The sequence below is a fragment of the Oryzophilus luti genome, from assembly GCF_059726245.1.
Window position 1 is genome coordinate 2,486,356 of the sequence record NZ_AP040874.1, and the last position, 17,121, is coordinate 2,503,476.

A 17,121-nucleotide genomic window follows, 5' to 3' on the forward strand; every position below is an offset into this window, starting at 1 on the left:
CTTCGCGGTATGCAGGAACCGGCACAACTTCGCACTCTGAAATTGCAATGGACTGCGACTGTGCTCAGAACGAGCGTCGCTCGAAAGAGGAACAAAATTGGAGAGAAGAGTGTTGGTGCCGGGAGGGGGGGTCGAACCCCCACGAGGGGTAAGCCTCGGCGGATTTTGAGTCCGCTGCGTCTGCCAGTTCCGCCATCCCGGCATGTGGGAAGAAACTACCGCGGCAGAGCAACATCCTCGCTGGTTGTGGTCCTCACGCAAAGCTTATGGAAACCACGTTGGCCAGTTCTGGTGCGCGTTGCTCCGTTCTGGATGACTTAGTATCGCATAACCTCCGCGCGGCTTCCAACTGCTGCCGCAGGCAAAATGCACACGCCGCAAAATCACTTGCTACGCGCCTGAGCAGGTCGCTCGCTTCTCGGGATTTCCGCGCGATAAAAACGCCCATGGCGTTGCCAGAGGCGCCATGGGCAGGGTGGAAGAAGGCGGGGCTGTGTGACCGGGCGACAGCGGCGGCGGGACGGCGGGTGCGCGGGCCGGAGAGCTTGCCGATCCGGCGCGGCACCGTCTTCCCCCCGGGCCGCGGCGTCACCAGGTAACGTAGCCGTCGAAGAGGCGAGCGATGCGCGCCTCCATCGGCTCCATCAGGCTCCCGACTTCTTCCTGGCTCTTCACCGTCAGCAGGCGAGGCTCCTGCTTCAGCATGGTGTCGAGCTGTATCGTCGAACTCAGTTGCAGGCTCTCGCGCGAGCACATGTTCACGCACAGTCCGCAGTGGGTGCAGCGCGAGCCCTCGAAGAAGATGCCCCACAGGTTGTCGTGCTCAACGGCGGTCAGCGCGCCGGTCGGACAGATTTCGGCGCAGCCGCCGCAGCCGCTGCAACCGTGCGTGGCCGTGACCTCGCCCCACATCTCGCTCTCGAACGCCGCCGGCTCCGGCTTGCTCGGCTGCTGCTTCAACAGCGCCACCAGCCGCTGGTGACGCTCGGGCCGGTGCTTGGGATACTCCGAGAGCAGCCGGTGCGCGTTCGGGTTCTCCGTGCGGCGGCCGAGCGCGACGCTCAGCACGCCGGGCAGCGCCTCGGTGGCCAGTTCGGCACCACGTCCGCGGAAGACCGTGAAGAAGCCGCGGCGCGACAGCCCGGTGGCTGCCTCCTGCGTCTGCGGCAGCGCGACGATCTCGGCAGGCAGTTCCGGCTGGAGCACTACCGCTGGCTTGTGCTGCCAGCGCTCCAGCAGCGTGTTGACCGTGGTAGCCGTCTGCTGCGCCAGCTCTCGCAGCTTGCCCTGCGGACACCCGGCGCAAGCGCCGTCGATGAGCGTGACACTGCGCGCGCCGCTCAGCACGGCTTCAGCCAGCAGAGACTCGTCAAGCCGCGCCGTGCACTGCAGGGCCACCACGCGGTCGCGCTCCTCGGGATGCTGCTCCAGCCAGCTCTCGCAGGCGAAGGCCACCGCGCCCGACTGCGCGATGTGGCGCTGCACCAGCGCGCGCACCTCGGCGTTCGACGGCAGCTTGCCGCTCAGCGCGCCGCTCGGGCACACCGTGGTGCAGGCGCCGCAGCCGGTACACTTGTCGGCCGTAAACACCAGCCCGTCCTCGAACCGGATGGCGCCGGTGGGGCAGGCCGTGGAACAGCGCAAACAGCTGCTGGCCTGGTGACGCGTGTGCAGGCACAGCTCGTTCTGTACTACCACTCCCCGCTTATCCAGCTGGGAGCAGGCCTCGGTAAACAACTCCAGTTTCGACAGCATTACGATCGTCTCCACAAGGGGAAGCTGATGGCGTGCACCGGGCAGTGCTCGGCGCACTCGCGGCACTTGGTGCACTGGTTGATCCGGCTCTTCACGTCCACGGCCTTCAGGTCGATCTCCTCGGCGCAGGCCGCGTGGCACTGGTCGCACTTGGTGCCCCGGCTCAGGGCCAGGCAGCGCGTGCCGTCCACCGTCGGAACCAGCGAGCGGTTCCAGCGGCTGATGAGCGACAGCAGCGCCCCCACCGGGCAGATGCGGCTGCACCACTTCCGCAACAGCAGCAGTTCGGCAACGATGATGGCCGGATAAAGAATCAGGTCGATGGTCGGCTCGTTGAAGTGGAACAGACGGATGACGGCGAACAGCGTGGCGAACGTCAGCCCAATGGGGCACACCAGGCAGAAGACCGGGAAGCCGAAGACGGCCGACGACAGCAGCGTGCCGCCCAGCACCAGCAGGCCCGTCGAAGGCTGCTTCGCCAGCGGCTTGTCCGGCGCAGGGTCCGGCTCGGCATTACTGATGCGCACCGGCAACTGCGGCAGCGGATCGCTCGATGAAGCCGAAGACGGCTCGGCGGCCTTCGCCTTCTTCTCCGGCAGCCAGCTCTTGAGCAGCGGCACCGGACACACCCACGAGCAGAACACGCGGCCGAGGATGAGAACCGCCAGCGCGATGGCGAGGAACGGAACCAGCAGGCGCGGCATCAGCGTGCGGCTGGCCAGCGACGTCTCCAGGTAGCCCAGCGGACAGATGGCTGAGGTGCCTTTGACGCCGAAGCCCGACAACGAGCCGACCGCGATGTTGCCCATCGCTCCGGCCACAACAAGCACGGCCACCACCGTGATGGTGGCGGTGCGCAACTGACTGGCACGAGTCTTCTTCTCTGCGGCCACGGCTACGCCCCCACGTTGCTGCCCGGACGCACGATCGCGACGCCGCGCGTCTGTCCGGGCTGATAGGAGCGCAACTCGGTCGCCGGACAGATCTGCTCGCACAGTCCGCAGCCGTTGCACTTGGATTCCACGATGATCGGGCGCTTCTGATCGTCCAGCTTGATCGCCTTCTCCGGACACTTCTCATAGCAGCGCGTGCAGCCGCCCCACTGCCACGGAATGCACTGGTCCTTGAGGATGGCCGCCACGCCGATGCGCGCCGTCTTCTTGTCCACGCGCTGCAAAGCGTTGGTCGGGCACACGTCCACGCACTTCATGCAGAAGTCGCAGTAGCCCAGCGTGAAGTCCAGCTTCGGCGTCCGCGCCGCCAGCAGCCCGTCGCGCAGGCGCGCCGTCGAGATCACGTGGCGAGGACACACCTCTTCACACCGGTTGCACTTGATGCACAACGACGCAAAGTGGTGCTCCAACTGCCCACCCGGCGGACGGATCAGCTTGCTCCGCTGAACCTCCCCGGGCGCCAGACTCAGCGCCGCAGGCCCCAGCGCAACCGTCACCCCGACACACGCCAGCCCCTCCAGCATCGTCCGACGTCGTGCCTGAAATGCTGACTTGGTCGTTGCCTCTTGCTTACCGCCCTGCTCCATTCCTCTACCTCCACTGGCCCGGCAGCCCGCTCATTGCAGAGAGCAAGCCTCGGCTGTGTGTTTGAGAAACGGTTCGATCAAGTGCGGGTGTTTGATGGCGCGCCGAGAGGGTATGGCCGGGCCGTGAACTGCGCAAAGAGTGCTGGCTTCGCAAATCGTAAAAGAGAATTTCTAAAGCACGCATGATGTCTCTTTTCCATACTCGGGAGGAGGCGCGGTTTCCAGCGCGACCCTCGGATCGTTCTCCCCTGAGAGGAGCCGACCGCCGCCAGTGCGTCCCTAGGCGTATTCGCCGTTAGGAGACACCGATCAGAGACGGAACCCACAAATACCGCACGGATTAACCGTTTTACTGATGGACCAGCCAGCGCCGAGATCACGCCTTGCTGACCCTACCCGGGTGTGTAGCACGAAGGAGTCCATTCCCCCGGACGAACCGACTCTAGAAGTTTCAACAGGTTACGAATGGTGCAAATTACAACTCGGGGCTTCGCCGTCAGAAATGACGACGAAATGACAGTCGCCGGGCAAGCAGAGTGACATCAGGTCGACAGTTGCCCGAACGCAGAGGCCTTGCTGCAAGCGCTGCCGGGAACTCTGACGGAAGAAGAATGCGCGACGAAAACAGGCGGAGGCTCGTCAGCATGCCCCTCCATCTCGTGACGCGTGTCACAGACGGTTGGCCCTATCGGAGACAAAATGCCCGGCGCTCGGTTACGCGACCCAGATTGCGCCAGAGCGATTCCCTCATTGCAAAAGACGTATTCAAAGGAGTGCCATGTACCGGATTACCCCCTCGGGAAGCTTCCTTCGGACGTTGTTTTCCAGATTGCTTCCGAAACCGACGGAAGAGCCGCAACTCGATCGCGGCTGGATCATTGCGAACCACAAACTTGTCTCCTTCCACGCCGCGTTCCTGACCTCGCTGATGAGCATTGCGCCCACGGTGTCGTCGCGGGTGGAAGTAATCCGGCAGATGTTCCTCAGCTTTGAGGTCATCATCTCCTGCGCGATGTGGTATCTGGCGTGGCACACGAATATCGCCATCCACGAGATTGGCCACTACCTGGCCGCGGTGAAGACCAACAACCTTCGCCCGGAACTGGCGGTGGAGGCCGAAAAGAAGCTGCAAGCCGGCACCATGGATCGCTGCCTGTGGTACTTGGAGATGTTCGTGAAGATTCCGTATGGAAAATTCGCGGGCGTCAACAAGGAGAGCGGCAACTTCCATCCGGCGGTGAAGACACAGAACCTGGCAGTAGCAGCCGCCGGCCCGCAGTTCAGCAAGGTGCTGAGCCAGATCTGCTTCCTGCCGGGCATGGTGCTGGGCGTCTACGGCTTCCATGCCGACATGCCCGGACTCGTCTATTTTGGACGCTTTCTGTTCACCATCGGCGTAGTGGCGCTGTTTGACTTCCTGCTGGCAGACGCGGGCAAGTACAAAGCGTTCCGCGAGCGCCAGAAGGAAGCCGCCGAGAAGGCCGCCTCCGTCCGCGCCGCCGAACCCGCGAAAGAAGCGCTCACCGCGCGCACGGGCAAACCGGAAGAGTTGCGCCGCAAGCTGCGTCTGCACCGTTTGCAGGAGTTGAAGCTGGCCGACGGGCAGGTGGTATTTGCGCCGTGGGAGTTCCGCAACTCGATCATGGGCGGACGCCACACGGAGGAGATGGGCGGCAACCTCAGCTTCCAGGAATTCATGTTTCTGCCGCTGACGGCGCAGGACTACATTGAGGCGCAGCGCGTCACGAACCTGCTGCAGAGCCGCGCCATTCAGATCATTCAGGACACGGAAGGGCTGAACTTTGTCGGCATCGGCCTCGAAGGCGGCATTGTGGCCTCTTACGCGCGCGGCAAGGACGATGTGCTGCCCGAGGAGCGCGCGCTGCGCGTGGCCGTGCAGGCCATTGAGGAATGCGGATTTGTACCCGACCGCGACGTGTGCATTGCGCTGGACCCGGCGGCGAGCGAACTGAGCAACGCCTACCGCGAAAAGACCGGCGAGAAGGAATCGGTGGGCCAGTACCTGTTCTGGCGCGCCGAAGACCCGAAGGTTCTGACCACCGACGAGATGGTGGACCTGTACGTGAAGTGGGTGAAGAAGTATCCCATCGTCTCCATTGAAGACGGCTTTGCCGAGGACGACCACGAAGGCTGGAAGAAGCTGATGAGCGCGCTCGACAAGGACATCCTCATCATCGGCGACGACTTGGTGACGACGAAGGATTCGACCATCAAACGCTGCGCCGAGCAGGGGCTGATCAACACGGCACTCATCAAGGCCAACCAGATCGGCTCCCTGAGTGAGACGCTGCTGGCCACGCGCACCGCCAAGGAGATGGGTCTGGCGCTGGTGGTCTCGCACCGGTCGAAGTCTCCAAACGAGGTGATGGAGGCCGACATCAGCTTTGCGGTGGGCGCGCTGGGGCTGAAGTGCGGCGGCGGCGCCAACACCGAGCGGCTGGTGAAGTACGGTCGCATTGTGGAGTTGATGGAGATGGCGAAGAAGGGCATCCGCCCGACGCGCCGCATCGACCCCGACACGATCATCGTTGACATCTCTGCGCACGAGGAGCCGACCAACGCCGGCATTCCGACCGTGGGTGTGGTCATCATGCTGGATAACGGCATGAAGTTCTCGGCAGCGACGCCGCTGGGCACCTCGGCCGGAACCGACGAAGCCATCCACCTGGTGGACAGCATTGTGGAGCAGAGCCCGTTGACGCGGAAGTATCCGCAGTACTTCAACGCCAAGGAAAGGGAGAAGACCTTCCGCTTCAAGCCGGACGTGGACGGCGCAGCGCTGGCCCGCGAGGACACCGAACTGGCCGCGTTGTGGATCCGCGCCAAGCGCTACAACGGCAAGGGCTGCCTGAACGCCGTGGACAACGTGGGACAGATCATTGCGCCATGCTTCCTCGGGCAGAAGGTCTCCGCGCTGGGCAACCTTGTGGACCTGGACCGCACGCTGCTGACGCTGGAGCTGGACCTGGCAACCAAGCGCGGCAAAATCTCCGAGGACGCCACCGCCGAGGAGAAGATACAGATCATGCAGCGCAAGGCGAACCTGGGCATGAACGCCGTGCTCTCCATGTCACTCGCGCTCGGGCGGCTGATTGCCGCGCGCGACTGCAAGGAACTGCCAGAGGTGTTGCGTGCAACGGAACCGGTGATTGACCGCGACTACCTCTACGGGCTGAAGCCTGCACCAGCGCAGACCGCGGAGCCGGAGAAGGTGGCGGTGACCGTGTAACAGTTGTTGTAAGTGCAAAACGCGCAGGAGCCAGTATCCTGCGCGTTTCTTTCTTTGCGGATGCTACACAAGCTGGAATATTTCCGCAGTATCGGCCAGATGAAGCGCTTGTTTTCCCAGGTTAACTGCGCTTCGCTCCGTGAACCTGGGGCACCCAGCTTTTTCGCAGGCACCCGGGATTCCGCCCGGGCCGCTCCATCCGGCAAGATGCGCTACCGGTCGTCGGGCTTGGGAACGGGCAGGCTCTCCTCCTGGCAAATTTTCTCCAGTTGCCCAACCGACCACGGCGCGTGGTAGTCGTAGAAGTGCTTGTAGGGCTGCTGCAAAAGCTCCAGCACGCTGGCCGACTGCGGGTCGCTCCACTCCGGCAGCGCCTGACGCACCTGCTCCAGCGGCACGCCGCTCAGCTTGAGCGTGATGAGGCTTGAAGTGAGCGTGCCGGCGTGCAGCGAAAGTTCTTCCAGCCCGTTCTTGAGAATCTGCTTGCGCGCCAGCAGAATCTTGCGCTCGCCCACGTTGCGCAGCACTTGTATGTATTTCTCAAACAGCACCCACTCGTTCACCAGCAGCGCAATTTCCACGGGCTCCAGCGCACGCCAGAAGGCGACCGGATAGCGCGTGCAGAGGAAGCGCCCGAGCATGAACGCGCCCGCCTCGTAGCCGGAGATGCGCTCCTGGCGGCAACGCGCGAGCGCCTGCTTATAGAAGGTGATCTTGCGCTCGAGCGTCAGCATCTCGAAGACATTGCTCTGGCCGAGGTGGTCGCCAATGTCGCTCTTGAGCACCTCTTCCATGTAGGGCGTCTGGTGGCTGTCAAACCAGCCATTCACAAGCCGGCGCGCCGCCTCGGGATCATTGCGCAACTCGAAGTTCACCAGCCGTATGACCTCGCTGAAGGTCGCCACCTGGTCGTACTCGCGTCCCTTGCTGAGCTGCTGAAAGTAGCGGAAGGCGTATGCAACTTCAGTGAAGCTGTCCTTCTCTTCGTCGCTGAGGTTCTGGGTCTCGCCCTGCATGTAGCGCAGCAGGCGTCCGGCGTTGAACTTTGCCTGCCCGACGTAAACGCTCATGCGGCGCGAGGAGATGGTGATCCAGTCGCCCTCGCGGATGACCTCGCCACTGGCGTTGACGAGCTGTTCTTCTTCGAGCCGCGCGCCGCCCTTCTCCATGCTGAGCAGGCCGGGGATGCCGAGGCTCTGGCAGATGGTGACAACATGCACGGCCGCTGAGGTCAGGCTGATGATGGCGTCCATCTCGCGCATAACGGCCGAATCCGTCGGCAGGAAGGTCTGCTTGCAGAGGCAGACTTTTTCTCCGGCGGCCTTGGCGTTGAGCGCCGTGGAGTCGCTGAAATAGACCCGTGCGGAGACCGCCGAACGCGGCAGCACGGAGACGCCCGAGCAGAAGCAGTGCAAGGCACGGAATTGCTCCTCGTCGATGGTGTCGCTGGTGATCTGCTTGATGTGGTACGGGCGCACAAGCTCGGCAACGCGCTGGCGCGAGATGATACCCGCCTTGTGCATGTCCACGGCCGAGATGAGCGCGGCGCGGCCCACCATGCCCGTCTGGTTCAACTGAAGCAGGGCGAACAACTGGTGGCGGCGCGTGGCTTCCACGGCGAACTCGATGGTGACCGGCGCTTCAAACTCGCGTTCGAGCTTGGCGAGCGACGGAACGAAGTGATGCACGGCGGGAAAGTTCTCCTTGATGGCCTCGCGCGACTGAAAAGTGCAAGACTGCGTTTCCGCCGTGCCCGTCATCATCTCCTCGCCGAAGACGTTGCGCGCGGTCTGCAACTCAATGCCGGTGCCGAACTGCGAGTGGCGGCTGCTGATGACGCCGACGTAGGCGACTTCATCGCGCACGGTGCAGATCATCTTCTGCAGGATGAGGCTGGGCAGGTGCTCGGCGCCGCGGCAGAGCGCAATAACCAGCTCCTGATTGGCCTCGAAGTGCTGATAGGCGCGCTCGGCGAGGAAGCGCACCTGCGCGAAGGGATCGACGATGAGCTTGCGGTTCTTGTGGTCGAGCTTGTCGACGATACGCTCAATGAGCCGCTGCGACTGAGCAGCGGGAAGCTCGGCGCTGACGGCGCGCGCGATGGCCTCATGCTCCTCGCGTCCGAGACACTGGCAGAGGTTGCGCAGGTTGTTCAAAAACATTTTGCGCGCGGGCACCACGCCGTAGCGGCTTTCGAGCGTGGGCAGCGTTGCCGGCGTAACGCCAACGTTCAGGTAAGTCTCCAGCAGACCGGGAATGTAATACGCGGTGGCGCAGCGCAGGGCCATCACCAGCGGATTGCGCCGGTCGCCGAGCTTTTCCATCGTGAGCACTTCAAGCTGCTCGATGCCCTCGGCGAGGCGATCTTCAAAATGGCGCACGCGATCCTCATAGGCGCGCGTAGTGAGCACGGTAAAGTCCGGCACCGGGTAACCCTGCTGGCTGAGCTTGAGCAGGATGTAGGCTTTCTGGCTGATCTCCTGCTCGGTGTGCGGCTCGCAACTGGTGGAGGGCACGGCGTAAACGCTCTCCTTCGGCGCGGCGGGCGGAGTCTCACGCAGCGATTCCTGATTCAACAGGGCCAGCACCCGGGCGGCTTCGGCGTCGCCCTGGCGGGCGTTCAGGATGAGCGAAAGATGCCGCTTGGCGGTGGCGTCGTCTTCATTCACCAGCGCGGGAATATCGGTATCACTGATGACGAGGCTGCCCTTTTCGCCGGTGGCCAGCAGGTAGTCCACCACCGGCGGCGCGTAACCGGGGCACTCGTCGGAGCACTCGCGCTTGCTGGCATGGGCCGCGCGGCGGGCGACCAGGCTGCGCTGGCTGAAGTAGTTTCCACGGATGCGGAAGTCGGAGATTTCAACGCCTGTGAGGATTTGCATGCGCCGGAAACGTTGAAGCCCGAGGCACCCCATTGTCTGTGCCTGTGGTCACCACCGGGAGTGATTTTCCCATCGGAGAGCGCGGTTCCGAACCAGCGCTTCGCCCGTCTAACAAGCTGCGGAAAGAATTCCTTAACGGTGACTTCGTCCACAATTCATGGGCCTCAGGCAGCTCGGCGGGCAGGCTCTTTGGCGTCGCGCCCGGACGCTCGCCGCATGGTTCGGCAGCCTGTTAAGCTGCAAGGGACGGGTGTGACAGTCGCGCGTCGTTCTCTGATAAGGAGCATGCACGATGACACAGCTCTACATGGTTTTTGGCGTGGTGGCGCTGCTGCTGGTGCTGAGCGTGGTGGCCAGCAAGGCGGCGGTGCGGCTGGGCGTGCCCACGCTGCTGCTGTTTCTGGCGCTCGGCATGGTGGCCGGCTCGGAAGGCGTCGGCGGCGTATGGTTCGACTACCCACGCGTGGCGCAGGGCGCGGGCATCATCGCGCTGGTCTACATACTTTATGCCGCGGGCTTTGAGACGCGCGCGGCGGACTTCCGCAGCCAGTTGTGGCCGGCGCTGAGCCTTTCGACCGTGGGCGTGTTTGTGAGCTGCGCGCTGGTGGCGGCCTTTACGCACTACGTGCTGCGCCTGGGCTGGCAGGAGGCCGTGTTGCTGGGCGCGGTTGCCTCCTCCACGGACGCGGCGGCGGTCTTCAACGTGCTGCGCGCCAAGGGGACCAGCCTGAAGCCGTCGCTGGTGCACCTGATTGAGGCCGAGTCCGGCAGCAACGATCCGATGGCCGTCTTCCTCACCTTTGCGGCCATCACGGCCATCGTCTCGCCGGAAACTTCCCTGCTCAAACACGTGGAGCACTTCGTCCGCGAGATGGGGCTGGGAGCGGTTTTTGGCTATGCGGGCGGCAAGGCCATCGCGGCGGTCATCAACCGCATGCGGCTGCAGTGGGAGGGCCTGTACCCGGTGCTGAGCGTGGCGCTGGTGCTGCTGCTGTTTGCCGCCAGCTCGCTGCTGGGCGGCAACGGCTTCCTTGCCGTGTACCTGGCGGGGCTTGTGGTGGGCAACCTGACGCTCATACACCGCGGCAGCCTGCTCATGTTCCATGACGGCGTGGCGTGGCTGCTGCAGATTGCGATGTTCCTCATTCTCGGCCTGCAGGTCTTTCCCTCGCAGTTGTGGAAGGTGGCAGGCGCGGGCACGCTGGTCGCGGTCTTCCTGATGCTGGTGGCAAGGCCGCTGAGCGTCTTTGCGGCGCTCACTCCGTTCGGCTTCCGCGTGAAGGAGCAGTTATTCCTGGCGTGGGCAGGATTGCGCGGCGCTGCGCCCATCATCCTGGCCACCTTCGCCGTCACCAGCCATGTTCCGCATTCGGACAACCTGTTCAACACGGTCTTCTTCGTGGCGGCGCTCTCGGTGGCGGCGCAGGGCACCACCATCGACCGCGTGGCACGCTGGCTCGGCGTGATCGAAGCAAGCGCACCGGAGCAGGCGGCGCACCTGCGCTACAACACCGCGACGCTGCCGGACAAGAAGCTGGTGGAGTTCGAGGTGACCGTCGGGTGTAAGGCGGCACAGTCCCGCATCATGGACCTTGGCCTGCCGCACGGCGTGCTGGTGCTGCTGATTGCGCGCGGCAGCGAAAGCATTGTCCCCAGCGGCAGCACGGTGCTCGAAAGCGGAGACACTATACAGGTGCTGGCCGATGAGCAGTTCCTTGCCAGCGGGCAGATGCCGTTCGCACCGGCGCGGGGAAGGTAGAGTTGCGCGAGCCGTGTGTGCGCGCGCGCATGCTACAGTGAGCGCATGGGGAGCCGTGCGCAGCAGTACGACGCGATCATTGTAGGAGCCGGGGCGGCCGGGCTGATGTGCGCCGCCGTGGCCGGCCAGCGCGGACGCCGCGTGCTGGTGCTGGAGCACGCCGAGCGCGTGGGCAAGAAGATCCTGATCAGCGGCGGCGGACGCTGCAACTTCACCAACATTGGCGCCACCGCCGAGAACTACCTTTCCGCCAACCCTCACTTTGCCAAGAGCGCGCTGGCACGCTACACGCCCGCCGACTTTCTCGCGCTGGTGGAGCGTCATCGCATTGCGTGGCATGAGAAGACGCTGGGCCAGTTGTTCTGCGACGGCTCGGCCGAGCAGATTGTGGACCTGCTGCTGAAGGAGTGCGCGCGCGGCAAGGTGGAGATCATCACCGATTGCGAGGTTCGCGAAGTCTCGCGCGAGGACGAGAGCGGTGAGTTCATTTTGCGGTGCGGCGAGCGCGAATTCCGCACGGCGGCGCTGGTGGTGGCCACCGGCAGTCTTTCGATACCGAAGATGGGAGCCACCGGCTGGGGACACGCTCTGGCGCGGCAGTTCGGGCTGAAGATACGCGAGTGCCGCCCGGCACTGGTGCCGCTGGTCTTCGGCGAGGCCGACCGCAAACTGTTCGACGGGCTGGCCGGCGTGGCCACCGAGGTCATCGCCACCGCCGGAGGACGGAGCTTCCGCGAGAAGATGCTGGTGACGCACCGGGGGCTGAGCGGTCCGGCGATTTTGCAGGCATCTTCTTATTGGAAGTCCGGCGAGGCGATCGTGATCGACCTTGCGCCCGGCGTGGAGGTCACACGGGTCTTCCACGATCCGGCGGCGCGGCGTGACACGGCTGCCCTGCGCAATGCGCTGCATGGCACACTGCCCGCGCGGCTGGCCGAGCGCTGGGCGGAGGCACGGGGGCCGAAGCGCTGGACCAACGCGGCGCTGGAGGAGTTCGAGCGCGAACTGCACGCATGGCGCTTTGTGCCTGGCGGCACCGAGGGCTACGCCAAGGCCGAGGCCACTTCCGGCGGCGTTGACACCAGCGAGCTGAACGCAAAGACCTTGGAGGCTCGCAAGGTGCCTGGGCTGTACTTCATCGGCGAAGTGGTGGACGTGACCGGGCAGCTCGGCGGATACAACTTCCAGTGGGCGTGGGCGAGCGCGCAGGCCGCCGGAGAAGCGCTGTAGCTCAGCGGACGGACTCCGCGCCCTGAATGGAACACAGGCTGGCCGCACGGCCGGCATTCCCGCCTTGTACAACTTTCCGCGAATTTTCATTCGGCAGGCATTACGACCGGGGGTAAGATGGCCGGTCGAAATTGGATGGCTGTGACTTTTGTCATAGGTCGCATCCGGCACAGTCCCTACCATCAACCATCTTGCATGGTTTGTGCAGTCGGTTCACGCAAGACCTGGAAGTTCCCTATAACGCGGCGCTCGGCACCGCCTTAAATCTTCTTCTTACCAGGACAAGAGAATGAATCACATTTGCACTTTTTTGAACAAGAAACGCCTGCTGCTGATGATGGCTGTGGCGGCGCTTGCAGTGGTTCCAATGACGGAGGTCTCCGCGCAGGAGGCCGCGAAACCAGCGGCCAAACCTGAGGCTAAGGCTGCTGCCAAAACCGATGCCACCCTCGCCAACAGCGACGATCCGGCGGTCTGGGGCAGGAAGTATCCCACGCAGTACAAGAGCTATCAGAAGACCGTGGACCAGGTGCGCACCAAGTACGGCGGCAGCGAGGCCATGCCGCGCACGCCGACCGAAGCCGACCCGCGCTCGACCATTGCGCGCAGCAAGCTGGAGCAGGACCCGCGGCTGAAGACCATGTGGGCGGGCTACGCCTTCAGCGTTGACTACCGCGAGCGCCGCGGCCACGCCTACATGCTGATGGACCAGACCTTCACCGGACGCCAGAAGACGAACCCGCCGGCGATGTGCATCAACTGCCACGCCTCCACGGTGAAGATGTACGAGAAGCTCGGCCAGGGCGACATTATGAAGGGCTTTGACGAGCTGGAAAAGTCTCACCCGCCGTACAAGGAAGTGCGCACGATGGTGGAGCATCCCATCGCCTGCATCGACTGCCACGATCCGCAGACGATGAAATTGCGCATCACGCGTCCGGCGTTTATTGAGGGCATACGGGCGCTGAAGGCCAGCCAGGGCGTGAAGGACTACGACGTGAACGCCATGGCCAGCAAGGAGGAGATGCGCAGCTACGTTTGCGCGCAGTGCCATGTCACTTACTACTTCAAGGGCGTAGGCAAGCGGCTGACTTATCCGTGGTCGAAGGGCCTGAAGGTGGAGAACATCGTCGAGGTCGAGGACGGCGTCAGCGAGTGGGTCCACCCGGAGACGGGCGCGAAGATGATCAAGCCACGGCACCCGGAGTTTGAGATGTGGAGCCAGGGCATGCACGCGCAGGCGGGCGTGGCCTGCGTGGACTGCCACATGCCGTCGATGAAGCAGGGCAAGAAGACAGTCACCGACCATCAGGTGAACAGCCCGCTGCTGAAGATCAGCGCCGCATGCAGCCGCTGCCATGACATGCCAGCCGACCAGCTCAAGGCCAAGGTGGAGAAGATTCAGGACAACTACTTTGTGCAGCGCAACCTGGCGCTGGACGCGTTGATGGACCTGATCAAAGACCTGAAGACCGCCAAGGAAAAGGGTGCCAGCGATGCCGACCTGGCCGTGGCCCGCGACTACCAGCGCAAGGGGCAGTTCTTCATCGACTTCATCATGAGCGAGAACTCGATGGGCTTCCACGCGCCGGAAGAGTCGCTGCGCATCCTGACCGAAGGCACGAAGATGTGCCGTCTGGGGCAGGACGCACTGAAGGGCGAACACCCGAAGGCTGCGCACGTGCAGACCGTCACCGCCACGCCGGGCATGTAGTTCGCAATTTCTGAAAACGTACCTCTCACCAGGCCGCCGAACTCCGGCGGCCTTTTTCATGCGAATGCAACATTTCCAAAAGTTTTCCACTGCAATGTCGACCGCAACAAAGCCGTCGCGACCGGGTTTCCATCCACCGGAAACAGGAATAGACTTTCAACGGTTTGAATTCTTGTGTGGAGGCCACAATGAAACTTCGAGTTCTGGTTTTGACTCTTCTGGTGATGGCGGGCATGGCCATGCCGGCGGCGGCGCAGCGCTGGGGCCGCCCGAACCGTCCGCGCGACGGTGCCTGCTTCTTTAACCAACCCAACTTCCGGGGCGACTTCTTCTGCATGAACGCAGGCGAACGTATGGCCTCGCTGCCGCCGGGCTTCAATGACCGCATCATGTCGATCCGCGTCTTCGGCAACGCCGCCGTGCGCATCTTCAACGATGAGGGCTTCCGTGGTGTGAACAGCTTCCTGCGTGGCGATGACGCGCGCGACCTGCGCGGCTTCCGCGTGCCCGACAACCCGTACAAGAACTGGGCGGACCGCATCTCGTCAATCGCCGTGTTCTCGCCGGACCGCGATGAGTGGCGCAACCGCCGCCAGTTCGACTGGGACGATGACCGCGACCGCGAATATCACCGCGACCATCCGTACCCGCAGCAGTACCGCTAAAACGTTTCGTCTGTAAACAGGGGCCGCGCGCGCCGCGGCCCTTTTCCATTGCGCGGCCACACGAGAAAGCCGCTCAGGCTACAATAGCGGCGGAGCCCTTATGCGCTATATCATCCTCATTCTGGCATTGGCTGGCGTCATTGTCTCCGGCATGGCGCTGCGCGAGCACTACCGCACCGAACCTTCACCCTGCAAGATCAACGACCAGTGGGACTGCGGCGCAGTCAACCACAGCCCCTACGCGGAACTGTTCCACATTCCAGTGGCGATCATCGGCATTGGCGGCTACGCGCTGATTGGCGCGCTGGCCCTGCTGCGCCGTCGCGCGCTGGTGCTGGGTGCCGCGCTGATCGGGCTGGGCTTCGCCCTGCGGCTCAGCTACGTGGAAGCCAACATTCTGGAGACCTGGTGCATCCTTTGCGTCATCTCACAGGGCATCATCGCGGTAATCACGCTGCTGTCGGCGGGTTGGACGCTGGTGGCCTTCTGCCGCCGCAAGCCGATTGAGGCCTGAGCAATCTTCACGGTTCCACAGGAAATCAACAGCCGCGCCCAGTGCGCGGCTGTTTCGTGTTTGCGATGGGGAACTGCGCGGGCAGCGTGTTCAGCCGAGGGTTTCCACCGGCCAGGCGGGACCGGCGGCAAGCCGCAGCTTCTCTCCGAGCGCTTCCGGAACCTGGAGGCGTACCTGTTCGCCGCTGCCGCAGGTGAGCACCCAGAAGTTCCACCACAGGATTTTACGGCGGCTCACCGTGATCTCGTTCCACGGAATGAGCAGCGAGGGATGCGTCCAGCGGAAGATCCACATGACGCGCACGTAGAGGCCGTCGTGTCCGCTGCCGAAGGTGAGGCAGTTGTTGTAATTGCAGCCGCCGATTTTGGCGCTGGAGGGGAAGAACGTGAGGCCGCCATAGGGCAGCTCGTAGCGGAAACGCTCCGCCAGCTTCCGCCAGCCGCTCGCATACGAGATGATGCCGCCGACGAGCGGGATCAGGACCAGGGCCATCACCGGGATGACCCACGGCGTGGGGCCAAGCGGGCCGGAAGCCGGAGCCTGACGGCAGCCAGCGAGCAGCAGAGCAGACACGTACATGAGGAAATGCTACGACGGCGCGCGGCAGGCGGCCAAGAGATTCCGCGCGAGGTCTGCTACCCTGTGCGCATGAGCATTGAGCGGAAAGAGCCGGAATACCTCTACACGGAAGAACAGGTGGCGGCGCGGTCGGCCATCGCGCGGCAGTTTCTGGAGACGCGCACACGGCTGAATGAGAACGTGACCGAGGCCGACAACTACCTGGTCAAGCGCTTCTACAACATTGACCACAACACCTATCTGGAAGGCTCACTGGCAGCGAAGACCAAGGAACTGATGGGGTTGGCGGTTTCGGCGGCGCTGCGCTGTGACGACTGCATCAACTACCACATCGTGCAGGGCTACCGGCTGGGTGCCACGCGCGCCGAGCAGGAAGAGACACTGAACGTGGCGCTGGTGGTGGGCGGCAGCATCGTGATTCCGCACCTGCGGCGGGCCTATGCTCTGTTGAAGGAACTCTACGGCTAAAGCCTGCGTATCAGTCTTCCCGAGGGAAGGCCGACGGAGGGCGCGGCTGATTGCAGCCTGCAATAGAGTTTTGCAGACTGTAATGCAATCGCAACACATCCGAGCTGAGCGGGTCTTTAGTTTCTATGTTCCGCGCAAGCGGGCTATTCCCCCGGCAGCGTGCGGTGCGATACTGTCCGCATGACTTTTACTCTGTACTTGGAGGCAGCATGGTTGCGGTTCTAGTCCTGTTGGGAATTCTGGTTGTGGTGGGCCTGATTGTCGCCGGCATGTATAACGGCCTGGTGCAACTCAAGGTCCGGGCAGACAACGCATGGAGCGACATGGACGTGCAGATGAAACGCCGCCATGATCTGATTCCGAACTTTGTGGAGACCGTGAAGGGCTACGCGGCGCATGAAAAGGGCACGTTTGAGAACGTGGCCAAGTACCGCTCGGCAGCCATGGCGGCCAGCAGCGCCGAAGACCGCGCGCAGGCGGAAGGCCAGTTGACGCAGGCCCTGCGCGGGCTGCTCGCGGTGGCCGAAGCCTATCCGGAGCTGAAGGCGAACGAAAACTTCCAGGCCCTGCAGAGCCAGTTGTCCGGGCTGGAAGACAGCATTCAGAACTCGCGCCGCTACTACAACGCCGTGGTGCGCGACCTGAACACGAAGATTCAGTCGTTCCCGACCAACATCATTGCCGGCATGTTCAACTTCCAGCAGCGCGGATTCTTCGAGATCACCGACGCCGCCGAACGCAACGTGCCGCAGGTGAAGTTCTAAC

General features: G+C 63.4%; 13 protein-coding genes, 1 tRNA gene and 1 riboswitch. Of the genes, 8 read left to right on the forward strand and 6 right to left on the reverse strand.

The window, feature by feature from the left end:
* Positions 1 to 113 precede the first annotated feature (113 nt).
* The 4 genes from AC6IZO_RS10670 to AC6IZO_RS10685 form a co-directional block, all read right to left on the reverse strand.
* Positions 114 to 202, reverse strand: a tRNA-Leu gene (locus AC6IZO_RS10670).
* A 386-nt stretch (positions 203 to 588) separates the two neighbouring features.
* Positions 589 to 1,755 (reverse strand): 4Fe-4S binding protein, encoded by a 1,167-nt coding sequence (locus AC6IZO_RS10675; RefSeq protein WP_497804780.1) that lies wholly within the window; start codon positions 1,753 to 1,755, stop codon positions 589 to 591.
* Positions 1,755 to 2,648, reverse strand: coding sequence for a 4Fe-4S binding protein (locus AC6IZO_RS10680; protein WP_497804781.1), 894 nt, complete (start codon positions 2,646 to 2,648; stop codon positions 1,755 to 1,757). Before AC6IZO_RS10680 ends, AC6IZO_RS10675 begins: the two co-directional genes overlap by 1 nt.
* Positions 2,649 to 2,650: 2 nt before the next feature.
* Positions 2,651 to 3,295 (reverse strand): 4Fe-4S dicluster domain-containing protein, encoded by a 645-nt coding sequence (locus AC6IZO_RS10685; RefSeq protein WP_497804782.1) that lies wholly within the window; start codon positions 3,293 to 3,295, stop codon positions 2,651 to 2,653.
* A gap of 173 nt (positions 3,296 to 3,468) precedes the next feature.
* Positions 3,469 to 3,622: riboswitch (molybdenum cofactor riboswitch) on the reverse strand.
* A 490-nt stretch (positions 3,623 to 4,112) separates the two neighbouring features.
* Here AC6IZO_RS10685 and AC6IZO_RS10690 point away from each other — a divergent pair.
* Complete coding sequence (locus AC6IZO_RS10690; protein ID WP_497804783.1) at positions 4,113 to 6,545, forward strand: hypothetical protein; 2,433 nt, start codon at positions 4,113 to 4,115, stop codon at positions 6,543 to 6,545.
* Between the two features lie 212 nt (positions 6,546 to 6,757).
* On the opposite strand, the gene AC6IZO_RS10695 is transcribed toward AC6IZO_RS10690, so the two are convergent.
* Entirely contained in the window at positions 6,758 to 9,427 is a 2,670-nt protein-coding gene (locus AC6IZO_RS10695; RefSeq protein ID WP_497804784.1) for a hypothetical protein, read from the reverse strand.
* A 292-nt stretch (positions 9,428 to 9,719) separates the two neighbouring features.
* Between AC6IZO_RS10695 and AC6IZO_RS10700 the strand changes: the two genes are divergently transcribed.
* The 5 genes from AC6IZO_RS10700 to AC6IZO_RS10720 all read left to right on the forward strand — a co-directional run bounded on the left by AC6IZO_RS10700 (position 9,720) and on the right by AC6IZO_RS10720 (position 15,309).
* Positions 9,720 to 11,186, forward strand: coding sequence for a potassium/proton antiporter (locus AC6IZO_RS10700; RefSeq protein WP_497804785.1), 1,467 nt, complete (start codon positions 9,720 to 9,722; stop codon positions 11,184 to 11,186).
* Between the two features lie 45 nt (positions 11,187 to 11,231).
* On the forward strand, positions 11,232 to 12,416 hold the full coding sequence (locus AC6IZO_RS10705) for a BaiN/RdsA family NAD(P)/FAD-dependent oxidoreductase (RefSeq protein WP_497804786.1): 1,185 nt from the start codon (positions 11,232 to 11,234) through the stop codon (positions 12,414 to 12,416).
* Between the two features lie 310 nt (positions 12,417 to 12,726).
* On the forward strand, positions 12,727 to 14,130 hold the full coding sequence (locus tag AC6IZO_RS10710) for an ammonia-forming cytochrome c nitrite reductase subunit c552 (protein WP_497804787.1): 1,404 nt from the start codon (positions 12,727 to 12,729) through the stop codon (positions 14,128 to 14,130).
* Between the two features lie 188 nt (positions 14,131 to 14,318).
* Positions 14,319 to 14,795, forward strand: a complete 477-nt coding sequence (locus tag AC6IZO_RS10715) for a beta/gamma crystallin domain-containing protein (RefSeq protein WP_497804788.1) — start codon at positions 14,319 to 14,321, stop codon at positions 14,793 to 14,795.
* Positions 14,796 to 14,895: 100 nt separating this feature from the next.
* Entirely contained in the window at positions 14,896 to 15,309 is a 414-nt protein-coding gene (locus AC6IZO_RS10720; RefSeq protein WP_497804789.1) for a vitamin K epoxide reductase family protein, read from the forward strand.
* A 90-nt stretch (positions 15,310 to 15,399) separates the two neighbouring features.
* Here AC6IZO_RS10720 and AC6IZO_RS10725 read toward each other — a convergent pair whose 3' ends face one another.
* Positions 15,400 to 15,888 (reverse strand): hypothetical protein, encoded by a 489-nt coding sequence (locus tag AC6IZO_RS10725; RefSeq protein ID WP_497804790.1) that lies wholly within the window; start codon positions 15,886 to 15,888, stop codon positions 15,400 to 15,402.
* A gap of 6 nt (positions 15,889 to 15,894) precedes the next feature.
* Here AC6IZO_RS10725 and AC6IZO_RS10730 point away from each other — a divergent pair, with 6 nt between their 5' ends.
* Positions 15,895 to 16,356 (forward strand): carboxymuconolactone decarboxylase family protein, encoded by a 462-nt coding sequence (locus AC6IZO_RS10730; protein WP_497804791.1) that lies wholly within the window; start codon positions 15,895 to 15,897, stop codon positions 16,354 to 16,356.
* Between the two features lie 209 nt (positions 16,357 to 16,565).
* Entirely contained in the window at positions 16,566 to 17,120 is a 555-nt protein-coding gene (locus tag AC6IZO_RS10735) for a LemA family protein (RefSeq protein ID WP_497804792.1), read from the forward strand.
* Position 17,121: the final 1 nt, after the last annotated feature.